Genomic DNA, 14,799 nt, shown 5'->3' on the forward strand with positions numbered 1-14,799 from the left:
GCGGCACGCTGCCAAACCCGGTAGCACCGCTTCGTCAAAAGGATCTTTGACATGGCCTCGGTCTACGATTTGAAGCCCCGCTTTCAGGGGCTCCTGCGCCCGCTGGTACGCCGCTTGCAGAGTCGCGGCGTCAGCGCCAACCAGGTGACGTTAGCCGCCGCCCTGCTGTCGCTGCTGGTGGCGGGCGCGGTCGCCCTGACGGCGGCGGAGCCTGACGCCTCGCGGGGCTGGTTCCTGCTGATCGCGCTATGGCTGCCGCTGCGCATGGCCTTCAACGCGGTGGACGGCATGCTGGCCCGGGAACACCACCAGCAGACGCGCCTGGGAGCCTACCTCAACGAGCTCTGTGATGTTGTCTCCGACGCCGCCCTGTTCGTCCCCTTCGCCCTTCTCCCCAACGCCCATCCGCTGCCGGTGCTGGTGGCCCTGGTGATGGCCCTGATCGTGGAATACGCCGGTGTCATGGGGCCGCTGGTGGGCGCCAGCCGCCGCTACGATGGCCCCATGGGCAAGAGTGATCGCGCGCTGGTCATCGGCCTGCTTGCCCTGGCCATCGCCCTGGGGCTCACCTCCCCCTGGGTGGTGGCTACGGTGTTCTGGCTGATGAGCGCGCTGATGCTGGTATCGCTCAGACACCGGGTGCGCCGCGGAATCGCCGAGGCAAACGCCGGCAAAACTGATAAGCGTCCGGCAGATGACTGTCAGGGCGATGCTCGTAAAGGCGATGACCGTCAAGGTGATGCCCAATGAGCCGCACCGCACAGTCCCATGCCTTTGTCGCCCATGATGGCCAGCGCATCGCCTACCGCCATTGGCCGGCGACCGGGGACGTGTCCAAGGGTGCGGTGCTGCTGTTTCACAGGGGCCACGAGCACGGCGGGCGTATGGCACACCTGGTCGAGGAGCTCGACCTGCCGGATCTGGCGTTCTTTGCCTGGGACGCCCGCGGTCACGGCCTGTCCGATGGCGAGCGGGGCGACGCCCCCGACTTTGCTACCTACGCACGAGATGTGCAGAGCCTGGTCGAGCATATCGAGGACCAGCACGGCACCCCGGTGGCCGATCTGCTGGTGGTCGCCCAGAGCGTGGGCGCGGTGGTCGCCACCTGCTGGCTGCACGACTACGCTCCCCCGGTGCGCGGCGCGATCCTCGCAGCCCCCGCCTTCCGGGTGAAGCTGTATGTGCCCCTGGCGCTTCCCGCGCTGCGCCTGGCGACCCGCTTTCGCGACAGCGTTTTCGTCAAGAGCTATGTTCGCTCAGGCCTGCTTACCCACGATCTGGAACGTCGCCGAGGCTACGACAGTGATCCCCTGATCAGCCGCCAGATTTCGGCACGCATCCTGATCGGGCTGCGCGACACCTCCGATCGCCTGGTCGCCGATGCCGCCACCATCGACACCCCGATCCAACTGCTGCTGTCGGGTCGCGATGTGGTGGTCGAGCGCAGGGTTCAACAATGCTTCTTCGCTCGCCTGCCCCATCCGGACAAGGAGTGTCACCGCTTCGAGGGGTTCTTCCACGATACCCTGGGTGAGCGGGATCGCCACTTGGCCCTGGCGCCGATGCAGCGCTTCATTCGCCGCCAGTTCAGCCGCCCTTCCCCGGCCCTTGGCCGGCTGGACGCCGACCTCGGCGGCAACGGCTGCGACGAGGCGGAGGCCCTCGCTCGACCGCTGCCCAAGAGCGGGATCAAGCAGGGCTACTGGCAGCTGCTGCGCAAGGCGCTGCAGCAAGGCGCAAGGCTATCGAACAGTCTCAAGGTCGGCGTCGACCACGGCTTCGACTCAGGCTCGATGCTCGACCAGGTCTATCGCAACCGCCCGGATAGCCCGAGCCGACTGGGCCGGCTGATCGACCGGGTGTACCTGAACGCCATCGGCTGGCGCGGCATCCGGCAGCGACGTGTCCATCTGGAGGCGCTGATCGAGCAGGCCGTCCGGGAGCTGCGCCACAACGGCCAGCAGGTCCACCTGGTGGATATCGCTGCAGGTCACGGGCGCTACATCCTCTCGGCCCTGGCGGCACTGGCAAACGCGTCCGAGGCGCCAGATAGCGTCCTGCTGCGGGACTACAGCGCCACCAATGTCGCGGCCGGCCAGGCGCTGATCGAAGAGATGATCCCATCTCAGCCCCTGGCCCAACGGGTCCGCTTCGAGGCCGGCGACGCCTTCGACCGCACCAGTCTGGCCAGCCTGACCCCCGCCCCGACCCTGGCGGTGGTATCGGGGCTGTACGAGCTGTACCCGGATAACGCCAGGGTTCGGGCCTCCCTCAGCGGTCTTGCCGAGGCCATGGCGCCGGGGGCGCTGCTGGTGGTGACCAACCAGCCCTGGCACCCGCAGCTGTCCTTCATTGCCCGGGCGCTGTCTTCCCACCGGGACGGAGAGCCCTGGGTCATGCGCTGTCGTAGCCAGGTCGAAATGCGCCAGCTGCTGGCCGCCTGCGGCTTTGCCATCGTCACCCAGCGGATCGATCCCTGGGGCATATTCTCGGTCATCCTGGCGCGCCGGATATCGCCATGAACGCCCCACATTGCCAGAGGGCTCCCAGCGGCTGGGGTCTGCGTGTCAGAGCCGGCCTGTGGCTGTTGCTGCTGGGCGTCGTGTTCTTCTCAAGCTACGCCCTCACCAACCACCTCAGCGCTCTGCGCGCGCCGTTGCCCAGCATCATGTTCGACTGGGAACGGGGAATCCCTCTGCTGCCTTGGACCATCGTGCCCTACTGGTCCATCGATCTGATGTATGCCGCGGGCGTGCTGCTGTTGCCTCAGGATCGCCGCCAGCTCAGCTCTCTGGTGCGACGCCTGCTGACGGTGCAGGCCCTGTGCGTGCTGAGCTTTCTGGCCTACCCGCTGACTTTCAGTCTCCAGCGACCACCCCTGGAGGGGGTCTTTGGCACCCTGTTCGATGTGCTGATGAGCTTTGATCAGCCCTACAACCAGGCGCCGTCGCTGCACATCGCCCTGCTGGTCGTGCTCTGGCACGCCTACGCCCAGCGCCTGGGGAGTTCCGCCTGTCGCTGGCTGCTGCACGGCTGGTGCGTGCTGATCGGCCTGTCGGTGCTGACCACCTGGCAGCACCACTTCATCGATGTGCCCACGGGGGCACTCGTCGGCGCCATCAGCCTGTGGCTATGGCCATCCCGCGGCGCGTCTCCCCTGCAACGGGCAAGGCTCAGCCATGACCGGACCCGTCGACGCCTGGCGGCGCGCTACGCCATCGGCGCGGGGGTGATCGCTGCACTGGCGGGCCTGCTCGCAACAGGTACGCTGGGCGGTTGGTCATGGTGGCTAGGGTGGCCGGCGCTGTCGCTCTCGCTGGTGGCCCTCAACTACCTGTGGCTGGGCGTGGCAGGCTTTCAGAAGGACAACGATGGCCGCCTGTCGCTGGCGGCGCGCCTCTTACTGGCGCCTTATCTGGTCGGCGCCTGGATCAACTCACGGCTGTGGACCCGGCGGCGGCCCCATCCTGCCGAAGTCTGCGATGGGGTCTCTATTGGCCGTCTACCGCTGCGGCAGATGCCCGCTGCCGACATGGCGCTGGTCGATCTGTGTGCTGAACTGTCGGCACCCGCACAGCGACGGGCCTATACCCCTGTGCCAGTGCTTGACCTGACCGTGGCCTCGGCTACCGAGCTGCGCCAGGCAGCCGAGGCCATCGAACAGCATCGCCGCCACGGGCCGGTGCTGGTGTGCTGCGCCCTGGGGGTATCCCGCAGCGCCAGCGCCGTGGCTGCCTGGTTGCTCCTCAGTGGACGGACGGCCAGCGTCGATGACGCCATCTCGATCGTCAGGGGGGCCCGTCCCATCTGCGTGCTGCGAGCCCCCCACCGGCAAGCGCTGAACGCGCTGGTCGAACGGGGCAACGAGACGCCATACGAGACGCCATGGCCGTTAAACGAAAACGAAGATAAAGACGGCGCTGCCCTACAAGAGCCGATCACCAGGCGGTGAGACGGGATCGTCAGATCTCCACGTCGACATCCTGCTGGATATTCAGCACCGCTTGACTTGCTCCCTCATAGACGTTGAAGACTACGCCGTCACGTTCCACCGTCGCATCGGTCGCCGACCACTGCTCGCCTACCAAGCTGACCCGATCCTGGGCATCACCGAAGATGAACAGCTCCTCGCCTCCGGCCACGTCGAGCACATCCTGAGCGCTGAGGGTCAGGCTGTGGTCCTGACCGATGACGCCCAGATCCACTGCCTCGACGTTTTGCACCCTGGAGACATCCAGCGGCTCATCCAGACGCAGCCTGACCACATCAAAGCCATCGAGCCCGTCGATGTTCACGCCGCTGTAGAGCAGGATATCGTCTCCGGTCGTCGCCGCTACGCTGCGAATATCCAGCAGCGCCTGAGTCTGAAAGACCGGGGAGACGTCGTTGCCATCCACGCTTATCAGGCTGATATCCAACAGCACACTGCCATTGGTCGCCTGCTGCACCAGCGACAGATCGTTCACCTGGCGCGCCCCCAGGCCCTCCAGGGTATAGCGATCAAGCTCGGCGTCGTAGGCAGCGGAAAGCAGGCTGTCGGCGGCGAAGAACGAGGCATGTGGCCCTAGCCCCTCTAGCGTGAGCGTGACCGTCTCGGAACCATCCCGATCCAGCACGGCAACGTTCAGATTCAGGGGAATACGCTCCCCCTCGTCGCCGAAACTGAGCAGCGGCTCGGCACTGACCCGATCGGCCACGGGCTGCACCGAGGTCGTAAAGGACTCACGACTGATGAACGTATCCTCACCAAGACTCGCGATCGCCGTCAGCGACAGCTGATCTGCCCCCACCAGTTCACCACTCCAGTGGGCAGGCGGCATGAGGCCGACAAAGTCGGGCAGGATGCCGTCTTCGCCCAGGATCCACCAGCCTCCCTGCCCAATAGCACTGACAGGACGGGCCGACGCCGCCGAATCCCCGGCCACCACCACCCAGCCATCGGGCACATTCTCGACCAGCACGGCGGCAAGGCTCTGGTTCGGGTCCAGCAAGGTCACCGTCAGCCCTTCCAGGACAATCAGCGTGTCCTCCTCCCCGCTCAGGTCAGCAATGCTGATCTCGGGGGGAGGTGGCGGCACATCGCCCACCGTGCTTGCGCTTAGCACCACCACATTAGCGGCATCGGTTTCCCTCACGCCCCCCACCACCGTCAGCCCCACCTGTCCCCAGGTACCCTGGGCAGGTTGATAGACAATCGTCAGGGGAGCCTCCAGGCTCACCTCATCAAGGCGAAAGCGTCCATCGTCCTGGGCGATCAGCTCGCGCCCGTTGAACCACAGCGTGCCACCAGGGGTGCTCTGTCCGCTGACATCCCTGACCTGATCCTCCTGCAGGCTGAGATACAGCTGACGTCCATCGATCTCCCCGTGGGGCGCATCGTCAGGCGTTGCCACGGCAAGGGAGAACTCGATGCTCTGGGCGTCCTTGGCCACAGCGGCCACCAGCTCCGTCTCGATGGCATCGGTGACCGGCGACACCGGCGGCGCCAGTGCCAGGCTTGCTGAACTCAGCCGCCCGGAGGGAGAGCGAACGGTCAGGCTGGCATCGACGCTGAACATGGCGTTGTTATCGTTGCTGTTCGGCGGCGCCGTCAGCGTGATCGATGCCAGCAGCTCATCCAGGGCATTCGGGCCGCTATTGGCCACGCTGGCAAACCACACCTGTTGCCCGCCGACGTTGCTTAGCTGCATGCCCGTTACCAGGGTCTTTTCGGGCAGTCCCGAGAGAGTGAGGGTCAGCGTACTGTCAGCGGCGGCACCGACGACCTGGCCGCCGACCAGCTCGCCGAGCGAAGTCGGCGTATCTTCACCCAGCGCCGCGCCCCGATCCTCCCAGTCGATGCTGACCTGGCCCCCGATGCCCCCTCCACCTGCGCCCAGGGTCGTCAAAGACCATTCGGTGCTGGCACTCTGCAGCGCTACCTCGACACCGGCATCCTGGGTCACTGCCGTGATGGTGATCGGCTGAGCCTGGTCATCGTCGTGCAGGCCGCCTTCAACCACCGTGAAGACCAGTTCATGGGTCAGCTCGGCGCCCTGGAAGCTCTCGGAGGATGGCAGCAGCACCTTCCAATGACCGCCGGTGTCTGTGCCGGCTCCCGGCAAAACACCGACGAACTCGGCGCCTTCCACCACCACGCCTTCGGGCACTCCCGCCACCAGCAACTCCACCAATGACTCGCTGCCATCCTCATCGGCCATGCCTGCGGCATTGGCATCCAGGGATTGGCCCACCCTCAGCGTGACCCGGACGCTATCCCCGGTCGCCGCCGTGACCTCTGTCGCGCTGATATCGGCCTGACTTCCTGCGCTATTGGCAATCGCCGCGATGTTGATGGTGGGCAGGTCGGTGATGGCCTGGAAGGCAATATGATGGATGGCGTCGATCGGTACGGAGGTGGTGTTCGCCACGTTACCCTCGAAGCCGTCATTGGGGCTGTCGGTGATCTGATAGCGCACCCGGATGTCGACTCCCGCATCGCCCAGGTTGGGGTCTCCCAGCACACGCACGCTGTCCCAGGCACCGTTGATCAGCTTGATGTAGTCGCCTTCGTCGATAACGTCTGGCCCCTCCAGACCGAGCACGGTCAGCGGTGCCGCCGCCAGATCGGCCGCATTCAGCCATACCGCCGAAATGACTTCGTTGAGATCATCGTTCTGGGGCAGCAGCCCAAGATCCAGCAGCCCAGCCACATCCTCCACCAGCAGCGATGTGGTCTGCAGCAACGCCTCGGGGCTCGGGGTCACCTCAAACGCGACGACCTCAACCACCTCCCGTGCGTTGCCGTCGTTCTCGGTCACCACCGACATCACCTGCAACTCGACGCGACCGCTGAAGTTGGCGGGGCCGTCGATGGTGATACCCGCCAACGAGGTGGCCACCCACACCCGCTGTTCTCCCAGCGTTCCAGGCGCCGTGAGCTCGACCGCTCCGGCCAGCGTAAAGTCAGCGTTCAGCCCGGTGATGCGGTAAGCCAGGGACTCGGAGTCGTCACGGTCGCCACTGGCAACCTGAATCAGGTCAGCCAGCACCGTAAGCTGTGCCCCGTCATCCAGCAGTTGTTCCGGCTGGCTGACCACCTGGGTGTCGATGTTAGGCCTGTCGGCCACCCCCCCCACCACCACCAGGATCGTCTGTGGATCACCGATAAACTCGTCGACCCCGCCGCCAAAGGTATCGACGCTGGTGGGCGTTACCTGAATCGAGAAGTTCTCATTGCTGTCGGGAGGCGGCGTCAACGTCAGCGGGCGCAGACTGTCGAAGTCGTCGATGACATGCTGACCATCGCTGCCCCTGTCGACCACCTGGCCATCGTAGTGCAGCACCGCGCCCTGCGGCACACCAGAAAAGGAGAGCCGGTACGTCTCGGTGGGATCATCGCTCTGGGGGAACAGATCCAGCGCCACGGCCACATCTTCCGCCGTCGCCACCACAGGCTCGAAGCCCAGTGACACACGGTCGGCCTGGGGGTTGTCCACCACGATACCCTGCAACAGCGCCTCCCCCGAAACCGCGGTATCCAGATTGCCCTCGGCATCGCGGTCCACCGTTTTCGCCTGCACCCTCAACTGGAAGGTGCCCTTGCGATTTTCCGGCGCGCGAAATTCCAGCGACGAGAGAAACTCCACCGGCACCTCCACGGGACGGCCATCGAAGCTGAGCTCCACCCACTGGCCCGCCCCATCGAGATAGCGAAAGCTCGACCCTTCCAGTCCTCCCGGTTGGCCCGCCACCCGCTCCGGCGTCAGCAGGGCGAAGGTGTCCTCGGACCCGTCAGCGTCCTGATTCGACCAGCCCTGGGCCAGGTCGAAATCCGCGTTGGTCAAGGCAAACCAGCCATCCTCGGCGACGGCATCGTCCGGCCCGTACACATGACCTGCCGTCATGGTCAAATCCGGCAGCCCATCCTGGTCGGTATCGCCCGCCCCCCCTGGCACAGGTGCGCCCACCGCCGAGGCGATCACCTCCGCCTTGGGGGATATGGTGGGCTTGAGTTCCAGCAGCGTGACCGATGAATTCTCTACGTCGGTGCCATTGATGGTGGCAACATCGCTGATGCCAACCTCGATCCCGATGGTCGGATCCGTGCTGTCATGGGCAGGGCCCAGAAGTGTGTACTGCCGAAACGCGCCATTCTCGACGTCCGTCGCGGGTAGACCGAAGCCGTCGACGCCATTGCCGGTATGCACCAGAAAGCCCTGGGCATCGAAGATCTTCCAGCCAACGGGCACGGAGGTGAGTCGTATCGAGGAGAATGACTCGCTGGTGACGGTGACACCAGCGCTACTGCCATCATTGTCACCCAGCCGTAGCGCACTGAGGAAGGCAAAGGCCTGGTCCTCGATACCGCTGGCGGCAAGCGTCGGGGTGTCGACCACCGGCAATACCACCAGGTCGAGGCTGACGCTGTCCTGCTGTTGGGCAATCGCTCCGGCGGGGCCATCGGCGTCGGTGTCCTGTCCCACCAGGGTAACGATGACGTCTTCGATGACTCCGCTGAAGTCCGGCGGTGGCGTCACGCTGATGCTTGGAAAACCGCCGGTAGCGCTACTCAACCCAGGAGCCGCGATGCTCACTTCGCCGCTATTGCCCCCGGTGCCATCCCCTACCGTGATACGGCGGCTGTCATCGACCACCACCACGCTGCCTGGCGGCAGGCCCTGAATCAACAGCGTGCGCACTTCACTGCCATCCAGATCGCCAAAGGCCGCCTTGAGGCGTGCGCTTAGATTGAGGCTTCCATCTTCATCGATCGTGAATTCACGATGGTCGGTGCCGTCATCAAAGGTCAGCGTCACGGCATCCGTCACTGACTTGACCCCGACGTCAACGTTGACGCTGGTCGTCGCCCCGGCAACCCCCTCCAGGGGAACACCGGCAATGTCGACCTCGAAGCTGGTGGCCTCCAGCGTCAACGAGAGGTTCCCGCCATCGTGCTCCACTGGCAGCACCTTCAAGTTCTCGAACTGCGCAGGGGTCAGCACCACATCGACATCGGTATCTGCCAACGTGGACAGGTGCGCTCCCCCCTGGATCTTGATCGAGATCCCGCGCCCGTCCACTCCCGGAATGTCATCGGCGCCGTCAACCAGCAGCCTGGCACCCTGAGGTAGCCCCGACAGGGTGATCGCTCCTAGCCGTTCCGGTGAGTCAGCATCCGAGGAACCATTGAGGTCTCGATCATCCGTCGGAACCGGTAGCGTAAGGCCAAGGGCCACCGCGCTATCCTCGTCGGTCACCACACTGACCGCCTCCAGCGAAGGCGCATCCGCCACAGGTATTACCGTCACATCCACGGTACGCACGACGAATAGACGATCGCCTTCAAAGAAGGCGTAGCCAAACATGTCTGGGCCACTGTAGTGAGGACGTGGGGTATAGGTGATCCGGCCGTCTGCTTCGATCGTGGCCGTACCAAATAGCGGTGCCTCAATGAGCTCTAGTGTCCTTCCTGTGGCGTTGGCATTGGTGAACAGCGCTTGGCTGCCGTCTTCGACCACCACCAGCTCATCAGGACCGCCGTCGAAGGTCTCATTGACCACGCTGACAGTGACACTATCCGCCTCCCTGTCACCGTCGCTGTCCACCACCTGGAAGGGAAGGTCGATCGCCAGCGTGTCTTGCGTCGCGGTATGATCCAGGGGCTGCTTCAGCGTAAAGATGTAGCGCCCCTGGGGATGCACGATGTCCGGCGATACCAGCCTGACGGTAAACACCTCAAAGACGGTTCCATCGCTGTCGTCGAATGCCACCGCTATCACTTCGCGGTCTGCGTTAGACAGGAAATAGCTCAACCGCTGGCCATTATTTGATGTCAGGTTAAGCGCTTCCAGTGCCGCCAGCGTATCGCCGGTGAAGGTCGCCGTGGTGCTGTCCTGTGCCTCACTGATATCCAGGCTTTCCGACACCACTTGCCTGGCACTGTCGGGCGCTGTACCAGAAGGCAGGTGGCGCTCCTCAAGGCGGCCGTCGACCGGTTCTCCAATGCTGTGACGAGTATCGTTCACCACGATGGTCTGCAAGGCAGCCGTGGAAAGGCTTCCATCGCCATCCACCAAAAAGTAGTGAAAATCATCGTGGACAATATCGCCGCTATCATCGGCGGTGGGTTGCGGATGAGCGGCGCTGTCCACCGGCCGGTAGCTCCAGAAACCGTCGCTATCGACGCTCAGGTGGCCATAGCGTGTGTCGACGCTGACGCTGCTACCCGCCGGGATATCGGCCCGTGCATCGTTGCCTTGACGATCCACGTAGAGAATACCGGCAACTCGCGCTTGATCAGCACCCTCGACGTCGTTGCCAAGCAAGTTGCCACCCGTCCTAACCACATCGCCCTCGACGGTCACCAGTGGCGCGCCGCCGGAAGCGGAGGGGGCATCATCGGCGATCAAAATATCGAGCACATCCTGGCGGCTGTCACCTGACGCGTCCACCACGGTCAGCGCCAGGGAGTCCAACACCTCTCCTGTGGAGTGATCAACGGCCGCCGTCAGCTCGTAGCGATAAGAGAGCTGGCCAGCGGATGCATCGTAGCCGGTGATGAGTAGCCGCCCGTGGTTCATATCAATCACGATGGGATCACTGACACTGGCAGCGCTCAGTTGTGCTGGGGTCAGGGTCTGGCTCTGGGCCTGGCTGCCGAAAATCACGCGCACCAGATCATCCACCGGTCCCGGCCCCAGCGATATCACGCCGTCGGTTCGATGGCTGCCATCTGCCAAGGTTCCGCTAGCGAGACCCGCTTCATTGACACTGTTGTCCCCCGACACTGTGGGACCGTTGTCCTCACTGATCACCAGCCCGGGACTATCGCTGAGCACCCTGATGGTCTGGTCGGCCCCCGCCACCAGCCGTTCATAGCCACCCCCTTCGAGCGCGACGATACCCACCGTCCAAGCGGAACTGCTCTCGGTGCTGGCACCCGCTCCCAGCGCTGCGTTCTGGTTTGGCGCCTGCAGGGTGACCGTGGCACTGGTGGTATTCTCGGCAATCAGCACTGACGTGCCATCGCTCAAGGTAATCTGCAAGGGGCCGCCACGGGGGGCATCGTTGACGCTCAGGGTCACTTCCACGGCTTCGCCTTCGGCGACCTGGTCAGGCAGACGCAATGACACCAGGGTGCTATCCACGGTGTCATCGACCTGGGTGGTGACGGTAGCGGTATCGACCACCAGGGTTTCGAGGCTGCCTGGGCTGCCAGCCTGTTCCTGTTCGGCCGCGAGGATGCGATTGACGACCGCACCAGCATCCACGTACACATCGTCCGCGGGCGCCGCCACGCTCAGCGAGACACTGGCCTGGCCCGGGGCCAGCGTCAGCGTTTCGCCATTGGCCAAGGTGACGTTGATCGCCGTTGTCGCTGCGCGCAGTTGGCCCTCGGCATCCCGCAGCTCCAGGCTGTAGGTGATGCTTTCCCCTTCTTCCACCCGCGGGCTGGCCGTGAGCAGCAAGTGACGTGGATCGCTATCGTCGGTGACCACGGCGCTGGCGGTACTGCTGGTATCGACCCGATCAAAGCCCGTGGGGGACACCGCGGTCAGACGAATGATCTGATCATTACTACCTTGAATCACGTCATCGTCGTCACGACTGGCCACCTGGGTGCTGCCCTGCTGCTGGCCTTCGACAATGGTGATGGTCGAGCCATCGTTCAGCGTCAGCACGACGTCACGATCCAGGACATTGTCGATAGTGGCGGTCACGGTGATAGGCTCGCCCTCGATCACCGGTCCGCTGGCACTGAGCGTGATGCCCAGCACCACCGGCGCAGCATCACTGGCGCTGGCGGTATTGCCTGCAGCATCCACCACCGTCGCCGCGACAAGGACATCAGTCTGGCCGGCGGGCACGGGCACGTCGAGCTCAATCCCTTCGGCCAGATCAACCTCGGTCACGGGACGCCTCAGCAGCAGCGTGCCGTTGCTATCGACCACGCTCAGGATATCGCCCACTGCGGTCTGGGCGGTCAGCGCTATCGTCGCCGTGATCTGGCCGTCATCCCCAATCTCACCCTGGCTGAAGGCCCCGTCGTCACCGTGACCTGTGAGCGCGACCTCGACTCCAGGAACTTGAGCCTCCACCGCCTTGCTGTCCTGGTCGCGGCCGCGATTGCCGGAGGGATCGGTCACGCTGGCGGTCACGCTGACGCCATCGCTACCGGGGATGACCGGCACCGTGACCTCGACACCATTGATCAGGTCCAGCGCCGTGACGGTGCGTTCAAGCAGCAGCTCACCCTGTGCATCGGTGACCTCGAGCCTGTCGCCCACCTCGGTTCCAGGACCCAGCGTGACCACCGCCACCACACTATTGTCGCTGCCGATCTCACGCTGGTTATAGGTCCCGTCCTCGCCGGCACCCAGCAGGGTCACCGTCACCGTGGGTGCCTGGAGGTCAAGGGGCCTGGCGTCACTGTCACTGGCGGTATCACCGTCGGCCGCCAGCAGGGTCGCTTGAACACTGACGTCTGACACGCCGCCGGTGGGCACTTCGAGCTCCAGCCCTCCAGCAATGTCAACCGCGGTCAGCAGTCGATCCAGCAGCACCCGGCCGACGCCATCGACCACCAGCAGGCGATCACCCACCGCAGCATCCCCGCCCAGGTCCACCCTGGCGGTCACGCTATTGTCCGCACCAATCTCGTTCTGCGAGTAGACGCCTTCAGGCCCCGACCCCAGGAGGGTCACGCTGACGCTGGGTAGCGGATCGACCGGGGCGCCATCAAGACCTATCGCACCATCGATGCCTATCGCGCCATCGGGGATCGTCTCGTCTTCATCAGTCGTCGCTTGATCAAACGTAAAGGCTAGCGGGTCCACCGCCTCGACGATGCGCAAAAGACGCACGAAGGGGTGCCCCTCATTCCCTGCGCCCACGCTGAGTCCTGGGCCGCTGGCCGGCGGTTCGGACTCAAGGTTCGCCAACAGCGCGTCAAGGGTATCGCTGTCGATCACCACGTCTGCCAACCCCGCGGACACCGCCAACTGACTTGCAGCAGTGCCATTGTCACCACGTTCAGCGCCATCCGTGGCTTGCGCGTCAACGTCTGGCGGTCGGTGTTCACCTGCTTTTCCAGCGGGTTCCGCAGACTCTTGCGCAGGCCCTTGCGCTGGATTTTGCGCAAGGCCTTGCAGGTCTTGCTTGTCGGCATCGCCCAATGCCTCGACACTGGACAACAGCGCCAGCATCTTGGCCACCTCCAGTCGGTCACTCGGATCCACCGCCCATCTCAGCGTGGGGGCATCTTCCAGCACCAGGGTCGAAGGAGTACTTGCCGAAAGCACACTCGACGTCGACACCCATTCCCCTGATGTCAGCCGATGGGGCTGTCCTGACTCATCGCGGACCCAGATCTCACCGTTGACTTCGACAATTTTTCCCAAGGCACCCATGACGCCCCTCCTGCAAAGGGAAAGCCCGTTCCACCACTGTCGCCCGACCGCGCGCTTCGCCTCCCCACCACTGCGTCACTAGCTACAGTCGAAGAGGGCATTGCGCCACTGGCCGGCCTTTGCAACGGCGATCAACGCCTGATAAGGACCACATCACGGATGTGCTAACGATGGAAGAATGGCCGAGAAAAGCGCTGGCAGCGCCATCAACCATTGCCTCGACCGAAGATCCGTGCAGGACCCCTTCTGTACGACGTTGACTGTGTTGCATAAGGCCTTGAGCGATAGACAAGATCGGTTTTCGATAAATAACGAGGGACGTCAACGCGATAGTTTAGGATTGTTATAGGCGCCGACCCTCGACTCACTCGCAGGCGTAGGGGCACATCATTGACCTGATATAGTGAAGCACCATCATCTAACTCATGAGAAATGACAACATACTGCGAGTATGAAATGCCTCACCAAAAAAATAAGGAAGCTGCATGTTTCTACCTCTTAATGGCTAGCGTCTTGATCATTATTTATACAGCCTCCTCATCATTATCTTGAAAATACTGGCCGCAGAAAAAGTAAGCATCAAAGGCAATAACGCAGTCCCTCCTTTGTGCAATGTCTAACCACCAGAGGTGTTAGACAAAACAGATATTGCGAATAATTTCATATAAAAACATTCTGCTTTATCGATATTCTGCTGACCGACCTATCCACTATCTGACTAACATTTCCCACGCTTCCATTGAGATGAAAAGGTGCCATCGAAGCACCGTTTTCTACCTCTTCTGAGTGCCCATGAGTTACGAGGCACGGTGGATGACAGGGCCACAAGCCAACGACTTGAGGTCCATGACAGCGGTTCAGGTGCAACCAAGGAAGCGATATGGAGTGCCATCAAAAAGAAGGCCCACTTGTAATGACCCCCTGGTTTCTGCACACCCTACGCCGCTAACGCCGGGTGTGCTCGGGGTGCCACATAGCCTAGAGACTGATGTGGCCGCTCTTCGTTGTAGTACCGGATCCAGCGGCTGATTACGGCTCGGGCCCGGCCCAGCGACTCGAACCGATGCTGCCAGATGCATTCTTCCTTCAGGGACCGGAAGAAGCGCTCGACGAGACCGTTTTGCTCCGGGGTGTAGGGCGTCGTGAATTCTTGTGTGAGCCCGTAGGCCTTCACTGTCGCCGTATAGTGTCGACTGCTGAAAACGAGGCCGTTGTCAGAGCGCAGGGCCAGCGGTTGATGAATCCGGCCCAGTGCGCCGAATCGATGTACCAGAGCTTCTTCCAGCGCTGCTTCAACCGTCTTGCTGCTGCCGTTGTCCGACAATCGCCAACCAAGGATCTCCCGGGTGCAACAGTCGATGATCACCGCCAGGCTGGCCCGCCGATCCTTACCGCACCACACATGGGT

Annotated in this window: 5 protein-coding genes; 3 read left to right on the plus strand and 2 right to left on the minus strand. The window is 63.3% G+C overall.

Annotated elements, in window-relative coordinates; genetic code table 11:
* Window positions 1-51: 51 nt before the first annotated feature.
* From KUV72_RS12260 to KUV72_RS12270, 3 genes are read left to right on the plus strand one after another with little or no spacing between them, the layout of a single operon-like run.
* The gene (locus KUV72_RS12260; protein WP_222238599.1) at window positions 52-750 is read left to right on the plus strand and encodes a CDP-alcohol phosphatidyltransferase family protein; all 699 of its coding nucleotides are present in this window, start codon (window positions 52-54) and stop codon (window positions 748-750) included.
* On the plus strand, window positions 747-2,522 hold the full coding sequence (locus KUV72_RS12265; RefSeq protein WP_222238600.1) for a bifunctional alpha/beta hydrolase/class I SAM-dependent methyltransferase: 1,776 nt from the start codon (window positions 747-749) through the stop codon (window positions 2,520-2,522). The genes KUV72_RS12260 and KUV72_RS12265 overlap by 4 nt, the downstream gene beginning before the upstream one ends.
* Window positions 2,519-3,952, plus strand: a complete 1,434-nt coding sequence (locus KUV72_RS12270) for a phosphatase PAP2/dual specificity phosphatase family protein (protein WP_222238601.1) — start codon at window positions 2,519-2,521, stop codon at window positions 3,950-3,952. The genes KUV72_RS12265 and KUV72_RS12270 overlap by 4 nt, the downstream gene beginning before the upstream one ends.
* A 10-nt stretch (window positions 3,953-3,962) precedes the next feature.
* On the opposite strand, the gene KUV72_RS12275 is transcribed toward KUV72_RS12270, so the two are convergent.
* Window positions 3,963-13,391, minus strand: coding sequence for an immunoglobulin-like domain-containing protein (locus KUV72_RS12275; protein ID WP_222238602.1), 9,429 nt, complete (start codon window positions 13,389-13,391; stop codon window positions 3,963-3,965).
* Between the two features lie 937 nt (window positions 13,392-14,328).
* The coding region (locus KUV72_RS12280; RefSeq protein WP_222238603.1) for an integrase core domain-containing protein at window positions 14,329-14,799 on the minus strand (471 nt) is incomplete at its 5' end.

Source organism: Halomonas sp. DP4Y7-1, from assembly GCF_019800705.1.
GTDB classification, from domain to species: Bacteria; Pseudomonadota; Gammaproteobacteria; order Pseudomonadales; family Halomonadaceae; genus Halomonas; species Halomonas litopenaei_A.

What these genes read in the sequence shown, in the direction of transcription:
- KUV72_RS12260 (WP_222238599.1), top strand. Translation starts at nt 52, where the DNA reads ATGGCCTCGGTCTACGATTTGAAGCCCCGCTTTCAGGGGCTCCTGCGC.
- KUV72_RS12265 (WP_222238600.1), top strand. Translation starts at nt 747, where the DNA reads ATGAGCCGCACCGCACAGTCCCATGCCTTTGTCGCCCATGATGGCCAG.
- KUV72_RS12270 (WP_222238601.1), top strand. Translation starts at nt 2,519, where the DNA reads ATGAACGCCCCACATTGCCAGAGGGCTCCCAGCGGCTGGGGTCTGCGT.
- KUV72_RS12275 (WP_222238602.1), bottom strand. Translation starts at nt 13,391, where the DNA reads ATGGGTGCCTTGGGAAAAATTGTCGAAGTCAACGGTGAGATCTGGGTC.